Origin of the sequence: Roseovarius nubinhibens ISM (assembly GCF_000152625.1) — a bacterium.
Taxonomy (GTDB): Bacteria; Pseudomonadota; Alphaproteobacteria; order Rhodobacterales; family Rhodobacteraceae; genus Roseovarius; species Roseovarius nubinhibens.
The window spans coordinates 1,379,315-1,393,726 of the sequence record NZ_CH724156.1 but is presented as its reverse complement, the minus strand read 5'-3'; the positions used below and the strand labels follow the sequence as shown (position 1 = coordinate 1,393,726).

Below are 14,412 nucleotides of genomic sequence, written 5' to 3'. Positions count from 1 at the left end.
TCCCGCCTTCGGTTTGGCCAAAATCCGCACTGTCGCTTTACCGACGGAATACCGACGTGCCACCGACCCGCCATTTCGGCCGGATTTGGCAGGGTTAACAGCAGGTGGGGCAGGGCGACGATTTTCCTTTCCCCAGCGCAGATTTCGCGCCACCAATCCTCATGCGGTTTTTCGATTTCCTCCGGCTCAACCTGCCCTGGCTCTCCGCCGGCTTCCTGCTCACCTTCCTGAGCAGTTTCGGCCAGACCTTCTTTATCTCGCTCTTCGCGGGCGAGATCCGTCTGGCCTTTGGCCTGAGCCATGGCGAATGGGGCGGGCTCTATTCGCTGGGCACCTTCGCCTCGGCCATGATGATGATCTGGGCCGGTGGGCTGACCGATCTCTTCCGCGTCCGCGCCCTCGCGCCGCTGGTCCTCGGCTTGCAGATTTTCGCCTGTCTTTTCATGGCGTTCAACCCGGTCTGGTGGCTGCTGCCCCTGGTCATTTTCTCGCTGCGTTTCACCGGTCAGGGCATGCTGAGCCATCTCGCGGTGGTCGCCATGGCCCGCTGGTTCACCGCCACACGCGGCCGCGCGCTAAGCCTTGCGACCTTGGGGTTTTCCTTGGGCGAGGCGCTCTTACCGCTGATCTTCGTGGCGCTCATGGCGCTGATCGACTGGCGGCTTCTATGGATCGTGGCAGCGCTCATCGCGGCGCTTGGCATCCCCGCGCTGCGCCACCTCCTGCGCGAGGAACGCACGCCCCAGAGCCACGCCCAGAGCGACAGCTCCCTCGGCATGCTCGCCCGCCATTGGACACGCCGAAACGCCTTGAAACATTGGCTTTTCTGGCTGATGATCCCGGCGCTTCTGGGCCCTTCGGCCTTCAACACCGCCTTCTTTTTCCACCAGGTTCACTTCGCCGAAATCAAGCAGCTCTCGCATCTGCAGCTGGTCGCCTATTTCCCTTTTTACACAGGCGTTTCCATCGTCGCGATGATCGCCTCGGGCTGGGCGCTCGACCGGTTCGGCACCGCCCGGCTCATGCCCTTCATGCAGCTGCCGATGGTGGTGGGGTTCACGCTTTTTGCCACGGCCACCGACGGCGCCTGGCTCTTTGCGGGCTTTGTTTTTCTCGGGCTGACCACCGGGTTCAACGCCACCATCCCGGCGGCCTTCTGGGCCGAGTTCTACGGCACCCGCCATATCGGCGCGATCAAGGCGATGGCGGCAGCGATCATGGTGCTGGGCTCGGCCATCGGGCCGCTGCTGACCGGGCTGGCCCTCGACCTCGGGATCGGGATCGAGCTGCAATTTCTCTATGTGGCAGGCTACTTTATCTTTGCCAGCCTCTGCATGACGCTGGGCGTTCTGCGCGCCGCGCCGCTGCTACCTGCGACGGCGTAGATAGACGTAATAGGCCCCGCCGCCGCCATGGCGATTATGGGCTTCCGTCACCTCGAGAACCAGCGGACCCAAGGGCGGCAGGCTGAGCCATTGCGGCAGTTGATGGCGCAGCACGCCCCGGCGCTGCGGGATGATCTCATCCTCGGTGCCGCGCTTGCCCTTGCCCGTCACCACGAGAACAAGCCGCAGATCCCGCGAGGCCGCCCGCAGGATAAAACCGATGGTCGCGTTATGCGCCCGCTCGACCGTCATGCCGTGCAGATCCAACGTGGCTTGGGGTTTGAGCTTGCCGCGCTTCATCCGGTGAAAGGATTTCTTGTCCATCTGGACCGCAGGTTTCGCCGTAGCCATCGCCCCCGGCGCGGTCTGGGTCGACCGCTCACCGATCTGAAAGGGCTCTAGCGCGGGCCGGGCCTCCTGCACGGGATCGGGCGCGGTGGGAAAGGGATCTTTCGCCGCGGGCTTGGCCACAACCGGGGCCTCGTGACGCCGGTCGAGCGGAGTGGCCGAGCGGGCCACCTGTCGCCACAGCTCGAGCTCTTCCTTATTCGGGCGCCGCCGTTTCATGGCAGCGCATCCGGCGCCAGCGCATAGGCCCGCTGAATGGGCATCAGGACCAGCATCCGCCCCGGATCCTTGAGCTGCCCGGCCTCGCGCCCGGCCTCATCGCCGGTGCCGATGAAAATATCCGCCCGCTGCGCCCCCTTGATGGCCGAGCCGGTATCCTGCGCGATCATCAGGCGATGCATGGCCTCCGCGCCTTTTTTCTCGATCCAGACCGGCGCACCCAGCGGCACAAAGGCCGGGTCAACCGCCACAGTCCGCCCGGTCGTGACAGAGCGGTTCATCGCGCCCAGCGGTCCCAGTTCCGCAGGCACGGAATCGATCCGGCGAAAAAACACGTAGGAGGGGTTGTGAAACAAGAGCTCGCGGCCCTCTTCGGGATTGCGCCGCACCCAGTTCTTGATCACCTCGGCCGAGACCTGATGACGGCTGTAGACGCCGCGCCGGACAAGCTCGGCCCCGATCGAGCGATAGCTGTGACCGTTTGCCCCGCCATAGCCCACGCGGATCATCCGGCCATTGGGCAGGCGAATGCGGCCCGACCCCTGAATTTGCAGAAAGAAAAGCTCGACCGGATCATCCACCCAGGCAATCTCGAGCCCGCGATCCTGCATATAGGGACCGGTTTCGATTTCGCGCCGGGTGAGCCACGGGTTGATTTCCTTGGAGGCCTCCGGCTCGCGGTAGAGCGGATAGCGGAACCGATCGCTGGGATGCAGCGAGCCGTTGAGCTCAGGCTCGAAATAGCCGGTGAAGAGCGCCGGTTTGCCGTCCGAGATCAGCACCGGGCGAAAGAACAGCTCAAAGAACTGCCGCGCATCGGGTTTCTGCTGGGCCAGCGCACAGAGCGACAGCCAATCCGGGTCATTCATATCGGGGCAGGTGTTCAGGAAAACGTCGAGCGCCGCCTGATGATCGTCTTCGGCCCAACCGTCGAGCGCGTCAAAGCTCGTGATGTCGTATGCAATCTCGTGCATGCTGGCCCGCGCGACGAGCGGCACCAGCATCGCACAGGCAAACAGGGCCGCCCGGATCATCCGCCCGTAGCTACAAGTCGCCAGTTCGGATCGTCCGATCCCATCACACGCTCAAAGGTCCAGGTGTCCTTTTGCCGCTTGGGCTCGCCCGGGGTGCCCTCGATGATCTCGCCTTGCTCATTGCGCACGACCGAGCTCAGCTCGCCGAGGAATTTCACGGTGATCTCGGCCGCTTTGGTGGTGTCGTCGAGCGCCGCATCGATCAGCGTCACATCGCGCACGCCATAGAACTCGGCCTCGACGGTCAGGTTCTTTTCCTGACGCGCGTCGATCACCTGGGCAAAGGCCTCGTGCACATCGGGCGACAGGAAAGGCACGATCTCGTCGAGCTTGCCGTTTTCAAAGCTCATCAGGATCCATTCATAGGCCTGACGGCTGCCCGAGAGGAATTCGCTCACCGAAAAACTGGGCTCGATCCGCTTCATCTCTGCCAGGGCCGCGGCGGCATCGGAATCCTCGGGCACGTGGTCCGTGATATCGAGATCCGGCCCGCCTTCGATCACCTCGAACCCCTGCCGCCGGTCCGGAGCGCCGGGCAGTTCACTACGGGGCGGCTCAAACCCGTCGCGCGTGCCCAGCACCGAGCGAAGGCGCAGGAGCAAGAAGATCGCGATACCTGCGAGAACGAGCAATTGAAGCATTGGAGAGTCCATATTCGTCTCATTTTTCGGTTGGGGCGTGGAAAGCCCGCTGTTGTGATCCTATGTAGGTGACGAGGGCGGGCAAGTCTACCATTTGCCCCCGGACTAAGGCTGGATGAGGGTAATATGTGGTTGTTCATAGCGTTTCTGATGGTGCCGTTGATCGAGATCGCCCTGTTCATTCAGGTGGGTGGGCTCATCGGGCTGTGGCCGACGCTGTTGATCGTGATCCTCACCGCCGTCGCCGGGACCTATCTCGTGCGGAGCCAGGGGGCGCGGGCGCTTGGCGATCTGCGAAGCTCCTTCCACCGGGCCAGCAACCCGACCGAGCCGCTGGCGCATGGGGCGATGATCCTGTTTTCCGGGGCGCTGCTGCTCACACCGGGGTTTTTCACCGACGCCATGGGCTTTGCGCTCTTGGTTCCTTCGGTGCGGCAGGCGGTGATGCGCTATGCCAGCAGCCGGATCAAGGTCCAGACCCACGGGTTTGAGCGTGACGCGCCCAGAGGCCCGGCCTCTTCGACCGTGGTTGAGGGCGATTTCGAAGAGCTCGACCCCGAGGCGAAACCATTAGAACGCCCCTCTGGCTGGACAAAGCATTGAGGCGCGCGGGCCTTCCTGATAGATCGCAAGACAAGCTATTCAACATATGACCGTCAGGAGCCCAGCGATGGAAGACCAGCAGGAAAACGGCGCGGCCGCACAAGCGCCGCAAGTCAAGATGACGACGCTGACGCAGTTCGTCCGCGATCTGTCTTTTGAAAACATTCTTGCCCAAAAAGGCATCGGCGGCGAAGTGCAGCCCGATGTGACCGTGCAGGTCAATCTCGATGCCAAGAAGCGGTCGGCCGAACACCAGTATGAGGTGATCACCAAGCTCAAGGTCGAATCCGTCAACAAGGAAGATGGTGCGCATCTGTTCCTGATGGAGCTCGATTATGTGGGTGTGTTCCACATCGAGGGCGTGCCGGAAGATCAGCTTCACCCGTTCCTGATGATCGAATGCCCGCGCATGCTCTTCCCGTTCCTGCGCCGGATCGTGAGCGACGTCACCCGTGACGGCGGCTTCCCGCCGCTGAACCTCGAGAATATCGACTGGGTGCAGATCTATCGTGGCGAGATTGCCCGCCGTCAGGCCGCCGCCCAGGCGCAAGCGCCCACAACGCCGCATTCCTAAGACGCGTCACGCGTCGTATTTGCGCCAGATCGCCGTATCGCCCATGCCGCCGACAAAGGTGGCGTGGGCATTTTTTTCCGCCTCGGTCAGACGCGAGGGCAGGGGGGTTGGACGCGGTTTTGGACGCCAATTGCCCATGTCCTCTCCGGGTTCGGGGGCTTTCTCCACCACCTTCAGCGAAAAATCGGGCTGACGCCCGCCGATGAGTTCCAGATAGACTTCGGCGAGGATTTCACTGTCGAGCAGAGCGCCGTGCAGCGTCCGCGACGAGTTGTCGATATTGAACCGCCGACAGAGCGCGTCGAGCGAAGCGGGCGAGCCGGGAAACCGGCGGCGCGCAATCTCGAGCGTGTCGATGGCCTGTTCCCACGGGATCTGCGGCAGACCCATCCAGCCCAGCTCGGCATTGAGGAATTTCATATCAAACGCGGCGTTGTGGATGATCAGCTTGGCATCGCCGATGAAATCGAGAAACGCCTGCCCGATGCGCTTGAACACCGGCTTGTCGCGCAGGAAATCATCGCCAAGCCCGTGCACCTGAAACGCTTCCTGCGGCATCGAGCGTTCGGGATTGATATATTGATGATAGGTCTCGCCGGTCGGCATATGATTAAAAAGCTCGACCGCGCCGATTTCGACGATCCGGTCGCCGCTATGCGGATCAAATCCGGTGGTCTCGGTGTCGAGGACAATCTCACGCATGGGCCAGCATCTTTCGTATATCCGCCACCACTGATGCCACCTGTGCCCGGGCATGGTCAATCGTATCGGTCTCGATCACGTAATCCGCGCGGGCGCGTTTTTCTGCATCCGGCATCTGGCGCGACAGGATGAGATCAAACCGTTCCGCAGTCATGCCGGGACGGGCGAGCACGCGGGCACGCTGCACCTCGGGCGGGACGCTGACCACGACGACCGCGTCCATCATGGTTTCACTGCTATTCTCAAAGAGAAGCGGGATGTCGAGGACTACGATGTCTTCTGTCGCCGTGGCGAGGAAATCCTGGCGATCCTGGGCCACGAGCGGATGCACTATACGTTCGATCCGGGGCAGGGCATCCGCATCTGCGGCAATGATTTCGCGCAGACGATCCCGTGAAACGCCCCCGTTTTCAATGGCATCTGGAAAAGCGCCCTGCATCGCTGCCACGGCCGCCCCGCCCTTGCCATAGAGCCTGTGCACAGCGGCATCAGCGTCCCAAAGAGCACAGCCGTGGTCCTTGAACATCTGCGCGGTGGTGGATTTCCCCATCCCGATCGAGCCGGTGAGGCCGAGGCGAAAGCTCATGCCAGAGCCGCGGCGCGGGTGGCGCGGTCGACCTCGGGGCGGGTGCCAAACCAACGCTCGAACCCCGGCACGGCCTGATGCAAGAGCATGCCGAGGCCATCGACCGTGTGACAGCCCATCTCTTCGGCCACTTCGAGCAGACGGGTCTTGAGCGGCGCATAGACGAGATCGGTGACCAAGGTGCCCGGGCGCAACCCGTCGAGCGGCACGCGCAGGGGCTGCTTGCCCATCATGCCGAGGGAAGTGGTATTCACCACGAGCTTGGCATCGTCCATCATGTTGCCCGCCTGCACCCAGTCAAAGACATGAAGACGCTTGCCGAATTCCTCCTGCAGGGCATCGGCGCGGACGCGGGTGCGGTTGGAGATGAGGATTTCCGGCACGCCCGCGTCCAGAAGTGCGGCGATCACCGCGCGGGCGGCGCCGCCCGCCCCCAGAAGGGCCGCAGGGCCATCGCCCGGCTGCCAGTTGGAGCCCGCGCTTTCGAGGTTCTTCATGAAGCCATAGCCGTCGGTATTGTCGGCGTGGATCTTGCCATCCTTGCGGAAAATCAACGTGTTGGACGCCCCGATCAGCGCGGCGCGGTCGGTGATCAGATCGGCGATCTCGAGCACCTTTTCCTTATGCGGGATGGTCACGTTGACGCCGACGAACCCGGCCTGGGGCAGGGTGCGGATGACCCGATCGAGATTGTCAGGCGCCACGTCCATCGGGATATAGAAGCCCTTGATCCCATATTTCTTGAGCCAATGGCCATGAATCTGGGGCGAGCGGGAATGCGCAATGGGCGATCCGATGACGCCGGCGAGGGGGATTTTGGGGTGATCCATGATGAGCCTCAGATGTCTCCGCGCAGGGATAGGTAGGACAAGAGATCGAGCAACGGCAAGCCCAGCACAGAGAAATAGTCGCCTTCGACGGCGGCAAAGAGGCGGGCGCCTTCTTCTTCGAGCTTGTAGGCGCCGACGGCATCGGAGACGCCGGGCCAGTTGCGATCGAGGTAGCGATCGAGCTCGGCATCGGTGAAATTTCGCATGGTCATGCGGACGCGGCCGATCTTGCGCCAGACGGGTTTCGGGCCTTCGCAGATCACTGCGGCCGAGTGCAATTCATGGGTTTTGCCACGTAGGTATTGCAGCTGTATTCTGGCGGTATCACGACTGTCCGCTTTGGCGAGGATGTCCTTGCCGATGGACAGGATCTGATCGCAGCCAATGACCAGCGCGTCGGGATGTTTCGCGCCGGTCTTCTGCGCCTTGAGCTCGGCCAGGGCGTCGGCGATGTCGCGGGGCGGCAGATCCTCGGCCTGCATGGCGCGGCGCACGGCGTCTTCGTCGATGCGGGCGGGCACAACATCGAAATCCACCCCGGCATTTCGGAGCAGGGTCTGGCGGATCGACGACCCCGACGCGAGGATGATGTGCATGGACATGTGGAAAACCCTGCGGATGGCTCTGAATGGAATGTGTGACGTTTCAGGGATTTATCAGCACGGGCGGAAAGCTCCAAGGCTTGCGGTGGCTCTCGGCCAAGATAGACGCGATTTATCCCCTTGTGGAAAAATCCACCGCGGCGTTAACCAATTCTGGACGACTCAGGGATGCAAGCAGAATCTGGCCTGTGAGATATTTTCTAACAATTTGTTTAAAAAGGGATTTTCGAGAGTTTCCTGAGAGAAAATGCCGCATCGCGTCCGTCGGCGGTTCTGGATAAAACCGGGGATGAAATTTGATCCACGGTTTCCCGGCCCCCTACAAAGACAACTATCTTTTCTTTTAAACTTTATTATTTATTTAGCCGGAACCGGAGCAAGGAAGACCAAGACATGATCTCTGACATCCTGGGCTCGGCCTATCCTTACGTGAAGTCGCTCCATATCATCTCGGTCGTGGCCTGGATGGCGGGGCTGTTCTATCTGCCGAGGCTCTTCGTTTATCACGTGGAGGCGGCGGAACGTGGGGACAGCCGCGATGAGATCTTTCAGGTCATGGAGCAGAAGCTCTTTCGGGTGATCATGAACCCGGCGATGATGGCGACCTATCTGTTCGGGCTGACGCTGGCCTTTACGCCTGGGGTGGTCGATTGGGCTTCGGTCTGGCCCTATACCAAGATTGCGGGCATCGGGGTGCTGACCTGGTTTCACCATTGGCTCGGGGCGCAGAGAAAGGCCTTTGTCGCGGGCGAGAACATTGTGAGCGGGCGGACCTACAGGCTCATGAATGAGGTGCCGACCATCTGTCTGGTGGTGATCGTCCTTTCCGTGGTGGTACGCTTCTGAGCGGCGTCACAAGGCGCGAGAGGGCGCGTCGGGGCGTGACCGTGGCAAAGATTGACTAGGAGAGGCAAAGCCTGTAGCAAAGCCTCTGGCCCCGTCCGGGGACGCGAATTTCCAAACATGACCTCTCGACGCGCCGCAAGGCGCGCAATCAAGGACGTATGACATCATGTCTCAGGACCGTTTGAACCTGTCCGATCTCAAGGCGCAGAGTGCCAAAGACCTTTTGGCGATGGCTGAAGAGCTCGAGATCGAGAACGCTTCGACCATGCGCAAGGGCGAGATGATGTTCTCGATTCTGAAAGAGCGGGCCGAAGAGGGCTGGGTCGTTTATGGCGATGGCGTGCTTGAGGTGCTGCAGGACGGGTTCGGGTTCCTGCGCTCGCCCGAGGCAAACTATCTCTCGGGGCCGGATGATATTTATGTGTCGCCGGAAACCATCCGCCAATATTCGCTGCGCACCGGCGATACGGTCGAAGGCGAGATCAAGCAGCCGGAAGAGAATGAGCGCTATTTTGCGCTGACCTCCGTGTCGCAGATCAACTTTGAAGATCCCGAGAAGGCGCGTCACAAGATCGCCTTTGACAACCTGACGCCGCTCTATCCCGATGAGCGGCTGACGATGGAAGTCGAAGACCCGACGGTCAAGGACCGCTCGGCCCGGATCATCGACCTGGTCGCGCCTATCGGTAAGGGGCAGCGGTCGCTCATCGTGGCACCGCCGCGAACCGGTAAGACGGTTCTGCTGCAAAATATCGCGGCAAGCATCGAGAAGAACCATCCCGAATGCTATCTCATCGTTCTGCTGATCGACGAACGTCCCGAAGAGGTGACGGATATGCAGCGGTCGGTGAAGGGCGAAGTGATCAGCTCGACCTTTGACGAACCTGCCGCGCGCCACGTGGCCGTGTCGGAAATGGTGATCGAAAAGGCCAAGCGTCTTGTCGAGCATAAACGAGATGTTGTTATCCTTCTCGATTCTATCACAAGACTTGGTAGGGCGTTTAACACTGTTGTGCCGTCCTCGGGCAAGGTTTTGACCGGTGGTGTGGATGCGAACGCGCTGCAACGGCCGAAGCGGTTCTTTGGTGCCGCGCGGAATATCGAAGAGGGCGGATCGCTCACCATTATCTCTACCGCGCTGATCGACACCGGCAGCCGGATGGACGAGGTGATCTTTGAAGAATTCAAAGGCACCGGCAACTCTGAGATCGTTCTCGATCGCAAGATTGCCGACAAGCGGGTCTTCCCGGCGATCGACATTCTCAAGTCGGGCACCCGGAAAGAGGATCTTCTGGTCGACAAGATCGATCTGCAGAAGACCTTTGTCCTGCGCCGTATCCTGAACCCGATGGGGACCACGGATGCGATCGAATTCCTGATCTCGAAACTGAAGCAGACCAAGACGAACTCAGAGTTCTTCGACTCGATGAACACCTGACGCCGGTCTTGGTCACAGGGTGACCATGATGGACACGATTTTTGCGCTTTCATCCGCCCCGGGGAAGGCGGGCGTTTCTGTCGTTCGCGTGTCCGGACCGGCGGCGTTTGAGGCGTGCCGTGTTCTGGCGGGAGATGTGCCGGCCCGGCGTGTCGGCTCGGTCCGTCTGTTGCGGCAGGGGGACGAGGTTCTCGACGAGGCGCTGATCTTAACCTTTGACGCGGGCCATAGTTTTACCGGCGAAGAAACCGTTGAATTTCAGGTACATGGCAGCGTGGCCATCATCGGCGCGCTGTTGGCGCGACTGGGTGAGATGCCGGGCTTGCGGCAGGCAGAACCGGGAGAATTCACGCGGCGCGCGCTCGAGAATGAGCGGCTCGATCTGGCGCAGATCGAGGGGCTTGCCGATCTTCTCGAATCCGAGACCGAGGCGCAGCGGCGTCAGGCGATGAAGATGTTTTCCGGCGCTCTTGGCCAGAAGGCCGAGGGCTGGCGTGGCAAGCTCATCCGGGCGATGGCGCTTCTGGAAGTGACGATTGATTTTGCCGATGAAGAGGTGCCCGAGGATGTCTACCCGGAGGTGATCGCGGTGCTTGACGGGGTGATGGCCGAGCTGCGTGTCGAGATCACCGGGGTGGCGGCGGCCGAACGTATTCGCACCGGGTTTGAAGTGGCGATCGTCGGCGCGCCGAATGTCGGGAAATCGACGCTCTTGAACGGGCTTGCCGGGCGCGATGCGGCGATTACCTCTGATGTGGCCGGGACGACGCGCGATGTGATCGAAGTGCGGATGGATGTGGCTGGGTTGCCGGTGACGTTTCTCGATACGGCGGGGCTTCGCGAGACCGAGGATGTCGTCGAATCGGTCGGGATTGCGCGGGCCAAGGAACGCGCCGCCCAGGCCGATCTTCGGGTCTTTCTGCTCGACGATCCGTCGCAAGGCGCCGAGCTTGCCGAGGAGGGGGATATCCTCTTGCAGGCCAAGGCGGATGTTGCGGGCGGTTCATTTCCCGGGGTGTCCGGAAAAACCGGGGCGGGGATTGCCGAGCTGATCACCGCGATTTCCGAACGGCTGTCGTCGCGGGTTGCACATGCCGGGGTGGCCACCCATCTGCGTCACAAGCGGGCATTGCAGGAGGGCTGTGATGCGTTGGAACAGGCGCGTGATCTTATGCTACAGAATGTAGAGATGTCCGAGATCGTGGCAGAAGAGATTCGGCGCGCCGTCTATGCGCTCGACAGTTTGGTGGGCCGGGTCGATGTTGAGGCGATCCTTGACGAAGTGTTCTCCAGTTTCTGCCTCGGCAAATGAGGGGTGTTTCACGTGAAACATGATTTCGATGTCATAGTTGTCGGCGGCGGTCATGCCGGTGCGGACGCGGCCCATGCGGCGGCCCGGATGGGTGCGCGCACCGCCCTTGTCACACTGACGTTTGAGAGCATCGGGGTGATGTCCTGCAACCCGGCGATCGGGGGGCTCGGTAAGGGGCATCTCGTCCGTGAGATCGACGCGCTCGACGGGGTGATGGGACGCGTGGCGGATAAGGCCGGCATCCAGTTTCGCCTGCTGAACCGGCGCAAAGGGCCGGCGGTACAGGGCCCGAGGGCGCAGGCCGATCGTAAGATCTACCGCGAAGAGATGCAGCGCGAGATGCGCGACTGTCCGAACCTGACGATTGTTGAGGGCGAGGCGGCGGATTTCCTGATGTCCGGGGCCGAGGTGCGGGGCGTGAGGCTCGCCGACGGGTCCGAGATTTCGGCAAGCGCAGTGGTTCTCACCACCGGGACGTTTCTGCGGGGGCTGATCCATATCGGTCAGGTGTCGCGGCCCGGCGGGCGGATGGGGGACAAGCCGTCTGTCAAACTGGCCGAACGGATTGATCAGTTCGGGCTTCCGCTCGGGCGGCTCAAGACGGGGACGCCGCCGCGGCTCGATGGGACGACGATTGATTGGTCCGATCTTGAGGTGCAGCCGGGCGATGATGATCCGACGCTGTTTTCGTTCCTGTCGTCGAAGGTTTCGGCACAGCAGATCAGCTGTGGGATCACCCACACGAATGAACAAACGCATGAAATCATTGAGAAAAACATCGGTAAATCGGCTATGTACAGCGGCCGGATCGAAGGTGTCGGCCCGCGATACTGTCCGTCCATCGAGGATAAGATCGTCCGCTTTGCCGAGAAGAGCTCGCATCAGGTGTTCCTCGAACCCGAGAGCCTGTCTGACAATGTGATCTATCCCAACGGGATTTCGACCTCGCTGCCTGAAGACATCCAGCATGACTATGTGCGTTCGATCAAAGGTCTGGAGAATGTAACCATTCTTCAACCCGGCTATGCCATTGAATATGACTATGTCGATTCCCGCGCGCTCGATTCGCGACTGGCTGTGCGGGATGTGCCGGGGCTGTTTTTGGCGGGGCAGATCAACGGCACGACTGGCTATGAAGAGGCGGCGGCGCAGGGGCTCGTGGCTGGGCTCAACGCGGCGGCCGTGGCGCTGGGCCGCGACCCGATCACCTTTAGCCGTAGCAACAGCTATATCGGGGTGATGGTCGATGATCTGATCACGCGTGGGGTGAGCGAACCCTATCGCATGTTTACATCGCGGGCTGAGTTTCGGCTGTCGCTTCGCGCGGATAACGCGGATCAGCGGCTCACACCGCTCGGGATCGAGGTCGGATGCGTTGGCGCAGAGCGGAAACAGGCGTTTGAGGCGAAGATGTCCGCGCTTGCCGAGGCACGGCAAGACATGGAATCGGTCGTGTTTACGCCTAAGGAGCTGGTGACCGCGGGCCATGCGGTCAATCAGGATGGCAAGCGGCGCAATGGCTATGAATTGCTGGCCTTGCAGCAGTTTGATTTCGACGCGCTCGTGGCGCTTCGTCCAGAGTGGGGGGCGATCGACGAGGCGAGCCGAGATCAGCTCTCCAAGGATGCGATGTATGCCAATTACATCCTGCGCCAGGAGCGTGATGTCGCGGTTCTCAAGCGGGACGAGCAGCAGCGCATTCCCACGGATTTTGATTATATGGCGATGGAAGGGCTGTCGAACGAGCTTAAAATGAAGCTCAACGCGGCGCGGCCGGATAATATCGGGCAGGCTGGGCGGATTGACGGAATGACGCCTGCGGCGCTGACCCTGTTGTTGGCCAAGGTGCGCCAGTCGCGTCGCGGAATGACCGCATGAGCCTTGCCAATGTTTCACGTGAAACAGAAGAGCGGCTAGAAATCTATGCCGCGCTTCTGGAAAAGTGGAACCCGAAGATCAATCTTGTTGCGCGTGCATCGCTCAATGAGGCCGGTCGCCGACATTTCGAGGATTCGGCGCAGATCATGCTGCACGCCCCGACGCAGATTTCTCACTGGGTGGATATTGGGAGTGGCGGCGGCTTTCCGGGCCTCGTCGCTGCGATCCTTGCGCAGGAGAGTCACAAGGGTGCCAAGTTTACCTTGATCGAGAGCGATCAGAGGAAATGCGCGTTCTTGCGAAGTGTTTCACGTGAAACATCGGTGCCGGTGACTGTTCTTTCTGAACGGATTGAGCAGGCGGCCCCGCAGGAGGCGGATGTTCTGTCAGCCAGAGCTTTGGCGCCTTTGACGGATTTGCTCGGCTTCGCGACACGGCATATGGTGCCGGATGGCTTGGCCCTTTTTATGAAGGGGGCGCAGTGGCAAGACGAGCTGCGACAGGCGGAAAATTTGTGGAATTTCAAAGCCACGGCCTGTAAAAGTGAAACCGATGACAGTGCTCATATTCTGAAGGTCACAGGAGTGTCTCGTGCCTGATCCAAGCCGTCCGCCCGCTGCGAAAATCATTGCTGTTGCCAACCAGAAGGGCGGGGTCGGGAAAACCACCACCGCCATCAACCTGAGCGCCGCGCTCGCCGAGATGGGGAAGCGGGTGCTTTTGGTGGATCTCGACCCACAGGGCAACGCGTCGACGGGCCTCGGCATCGAGGCGGATCAGCGGGATATGACGACCTACGAGCTCTTGCTCGAAGAGCTGGAGGCGGTGGAGGCGGTGCAGCCGACGGGCACCCCCGGGTTGTGGATTGTACCCGCGACGACCGATCTCAGCTCGGCAGATATTGAGCTTATCTCCAATGAAAAAAGGGTTTTCTTGCTGCGCGATGCGCTGCATCAGCAGTCTCTGGATACGCTGGAACTCGATTTTATCATTATCGATTGTCCGCCGTCTCTTAACCTTCTGACGATCAACGCGCTGGTGGCTGCAGATTCGGTGCTCGTGCCGCTTCAGAGTGAATTTTTCGCGCTTGAAGGGCTGTCGCAGCTCATGCTCACCGTACGCGAGGTCCGCGATACGGCCAATGCTAAGCTGCGGATCGAGGGTGTGGTGCTGACCATGTATGACGCGCGGAACAATCTCTCACGGCAGGTGGAAGCGGATGCGCGCGATCACCTGGGTGAGTTGGTTTATAAAACATTGATTCCGCGCAATGTGCGGCTCAGCGAGGCGCCGTCTTTCGCGATTCCGGTGCTGAGCTATGATCCGGCGTCGTCCGGCGCGCGGGCCTACCAGGATTTGGCGCGCGAAATGCTCAAGACATCTTCGCCCGTGGCGGCATAACAGAACGAAAGAG

General features: G+C 61.0%; 16 protein-coding genes. 9 read left to right on the top strand and 7 right to left on the bottom strand.

Going from position 1 to position 14,412, the window contains the following annotated elements:
- The first annotated feature begins 161 nt into the window (after positions 1 to 161).
- Positions 162 to 1,385 carry an MFS transporter gene (locus ISM_RS06745; protein WP_009813384.1) on the top strand — a complete coding sequence of 408 codons (1,224 nt, stop codon included), beginning with the start codon at positions 162 to 164 and terminating at the stop codon, positions 1,383 to 1,385.
- Here the strand turns inward: ISM_RS06745 and ISM_RS06740 are convergent.
- From ISM_RS06740 to ISM_RS06730, 3 genes are read right to left on the bottom strand one after another with little or no spacing between them, the layout of a single operon-like run.
- Entirely contained in the window at positions 1,368 to 1,952 is a 585-nt protein-coding gene (locus ISM_RS06740; RefSeq protein WP_009813383.1) for a Smr/MutS family protein, read from the bottom strand. The genes ISM_RS06745 and ISM_RS06740 overlap by 18 nt on opposite strands.
- A complete protein-coding gene (gene mltA, locus ISM_RS06735; RefSeq protein ID WP_009813382.1) occupies positions 1,949 to 2,986 on the bottom strand; it encodes a murein transglycosylase A in 1,038 nt (345 codons plus the stop codon). Before mltA ends, ISM_RS06740 begins: the two co-directional genes overlap by 4 nt.
- Positions 2,983 to 3,639 carry a Tim44/TimA family putative adaptor protein gene (locus ISM_RS06730; protein WP_040617918.1) on the bottom strand — a complete coding sequence of 219 codons (657 nt, stop codon included), beginning with the start codon at positions 3,637 to 3,639 and terminating at the stop codon, positions 2,983 to 2,985. Before ISM_RS06730 ends, mltA begins: the two co-directional genes overlap by 4 nt.
- A 114-nt stretch (positions 3,640 to 3,753) precedes the next feature.
- Here ISM_RS06730 and ISM_RS06725 point away from each other — a divergent pair, with 114 nt between their 5' ends.
- Positions 3,754 to 4,230 carry an FxsA family protein gene (locus ISM_RS06725; protein WP_009813380.1) on the top strand — a complete coding sequence of 159 codons (477 nt, stop codon included), beginning with the start codon at positions 3,754 to 3,756 and terminating at the stop codon, positions 4,228 to 4,230.
- 67 nt (positions 4,231 to 4,297) lie between these two features.
- Positions 4,298 to 4,804, top strand: coding sequence for a protein-export chaperone SecB (gene secB, locus ISM_RS06720; protein WP_009813379.1), 507 nt, complete (start codon positions 4,298 to 4,300; stop codon positions 4,802 to 4,804).
- 6 nt (positions 4,805 to 4,810) lie between these two features.
- On the opposite strand, the gene dnaQ is transcribed toward secB, so the two are convergent.
- From dnaQ to ISM_RS06700, 4 genes are read right to left on the bottom strand one after another with little or no spacing between them, the layout of a single operon-like run.
- Positions 4,811 to 5,506, bottom strand: a complete 696-nt coding sequence (dnaQ, locus tag ISM_RS06715) for a DNA polymerase III subunit epsilon (RefSeq protein WP_009813378.1) — start codon at positions 5,504 to 5,506, stop codon at positions 4,811 to 4,813.
- Positions 5,499 to 6,092 (bottom strand): dephospho-CoA kinase, encoded by a 594-nt coding sequence (coaE, locus tag ISM_RS06710; protein ID WP_009813377.1) that lies wholly within the window; start codon positions 6,090 to 6,092, stop codon positions 5,499 to 5,501. The genes dnaQ and coaE overlap by 8 nt, the downstream gene beginning before the upstream one ends.
- Complete coding sequence (locus ISM_RS06705) at positions 6,089 to 6,922, bottom strand: shikimate dehydrogenase (RefSeq protein WP_009813376.1); 834 nt, start codon at positions 6,920 to 6,922, stop codon at positions 6,089 to 6,091. Before ISM_RS06705 ends, coaE begins: the two co-directional genes overlap by 4 nt.
- 8 nt (positions 6,923 to 6,930) lie before the next feature.
- Complete coding sequence (locus ISM_RS06700) at positions 6,931 to 7,524, bottom strand: Maf family protein (protein ID WP_009813375.1); 594 nt, start codon at positions 7,522 to 7,524, stop codon at positions 6,931 to 6,933.
- A gap of 393 nt (positions 7,525 to 7,917) precedes the next feature.
- Here ISM_RS06700 and hemJ point away from each other — a divergent pair, with 393 nt between their 5' ends.
- The 6 genes from hemJ to ISM_RS06670 all read left to right on the top strand — a co-directional run bounded on the left by hemJ (position 7,918) and on the right by ISM_RS06670 (position 14,399).
- Positions 7,918 to 8,370 carry a protoporphyrinogen oxidase HemJ gene (gene hemJ / locus ISM_RS06695; protein ID WP_009813374.1) on the top strand — a complete coding sequence of 151 codons (453 nt, stop codon included), beginning with the start codon at positions 7,918 to 7,920 and terminating at the stop codon, positions 8,368 to 8,370.
- Between the two features lie 166 nt (positions 8,371 to 8,536).
- Positions 8,537 to 9,808 carry a transcription termination factor Rho gene (gene rho / locus ISM_RS06690; protein ID WP_040617917.1) on the top strand — a complete coding sequence of 424 codons (1,272 nt, stop codon included), beginning with the start codon at positions 8,537 to 8,539 and terminating at the stop codon, positions 9,806 to 9,808.
- Positions 9,809 to 9,836: 28 nt separating this feature from the next.
- Positions 9,837 to 11,120, top strand: coding sequence for a tRNA uridine-5-carboxymethylaminomethyl(34) synthesis GTPase MnmE (gene mnmE / locus ISM_RS06685; RefSeq protein WP_040618362.1), 1,284 nt, complete (start codon positions 9,837 to 9,839; stop codon positions 11,118 to 11,120).
- A gap of 12 nt (positions 11,121 to 11,132) precedes the next feature.
- Positions 11,133 to 12,998, top strand: a complete 1,866-nt coding sequence (gene mnmG / locus ISM_RS06680) for a tRNA uridine-5-carboxymethylaminomethyl(34) synthesis enzyme MnmG (protein WP_009813370.1) — start codon at positions 11,133 to 11,135, stop codon at positions 12,996 to 12,998.
- Complete coding sequence (gene rsmG / locus ISM_RS06675) at positions 12,995 to 13,597, top strand: 16S rRNA (guanine(527)-N(7))-methyltransferase RsmG (RefSeq protein ID WP_009813369.1); 603 nt, start codon at positions 12,995 to 12,997, stop codon at positions 13,595 to 13,597. Before mnmG ends, rsmG begins: the two co-directional genes overlap by 4 nt.
- Positions 13,590 to 14,399 (top strand): ParA family protein, encoded by an 810-nt coding sequence (locus tag ISM_RS06670; protein WP_009813368.1) that lies wholly within the window; start codon positions 13,590 to 13,592, stop codon positions 14,397 to 14,399. The genes rsmG and ISM_RS06670 overlap by 8 nt, the downstream gene beginning before the upstream one ends.
- The last annotated feature ends 13 nt before the right edge of the window (positions 14,400 to 14,412 follow it).

Excerpts from the sequence above, each read along its gene's own strand:
- coaE (WP_009813377.1), bottom strand. The coding sequence starts at position 6,092 with ATGAGCTTTCGCCTCGGCCTCACCGGCTCGATCGGGATGGGGAAATCC.
- ISM_RS06725 (WP_009813380.1), top strand. The coding sequence starts at position 3,754 with ATGTGGTTGTTCATAGCGTTTCTGATGGTGCCGTTGATCGAGATCGCC.
- hemJ (WP_009813374.1), top strand. The coding sequence starts at position 7,918 with ATGATCTCTGACATCCTGGGCTCGGCCTATCCTTACGTGAAGTCGCTC.
- ISM_RS06745 (WP_009813384.1), top strand. The coding sequence starts at position 162 with ATGCGGTTTTTCGATTTCCTCCGGCTCAACCTGCCCTGGCTCTCCGCC.
- mltA (WP_009813382.1), bottom strand. The coding sequence starts at position 2,986 with ATGATCCGGGCGGCCCTGTTTGCCTGTGCGATGCTGGTGCCGCTCGTC.
- rsmG (WP_009813369.1), top strand. The coding sequence starts at position 12,995 with ATGAGCCTTGCCAATGTTTCACGTGAAACAGAAGAGCGGCTAGAAATC.
- ISM_RS06740 (WP_009813383.1), bottom strand. The coding sequence starts at position 1,952 with ATGAAACGGCGGCGCCCGAATAAGGAAGAGCTCGAGCTGTGGCGACAG.
- ISM_RS06705 (WP_009813376.1), bottom strand. The coding sequence starts at position 6,922 with ATGGATCACCCCAAAATCCCCCTCGCCGGCGTCATCGGATCGCCCATT.
- mnmE (WP_040618362.1), top strand. The coding sequence starts at position 9,837 with ATGGACACGATTTTTGCGCTTTCATCCGCCCCGGGGAAGGCGGGCGTT.
- ISM_RS06730 (WP_040617918.1), bottom strand. The coding sequence starts at position 3,639 with ATGGACTCTCCAATGCTTCAATTGCTCGTTCTCGCAGGTATCGCGATC.
- secB (WP_009813379.1), top strand. The coding sequence starts at position 4,298 with ATGGAAGACCAGCAGGAAAACGGCGCGGCCGCACAAGCGCCGCAAGTC.
- rho (WP_040617917.1), top strand. The coding sequence starts at position 8,537 with ATGTCTCAGGACCGTTTGAACCTGTCCGATCTCAAGGCGCAGAGTGCC.
- ISM_RS06700 (WP_009813375.1), bottom strand. The coding sequence starts at position 7,524 with ATGTCCATGCACATCATCCTCGCGTCGGGGTCGTCGATCCGCCAGACC.
- dnaQ (WP_009813378.1), bottom strand. The coding sequence starts at position 5,506 with ATGCGTGAGATTGTCCTCGACACCGAGACCACCGGATTTGATCCGCAT.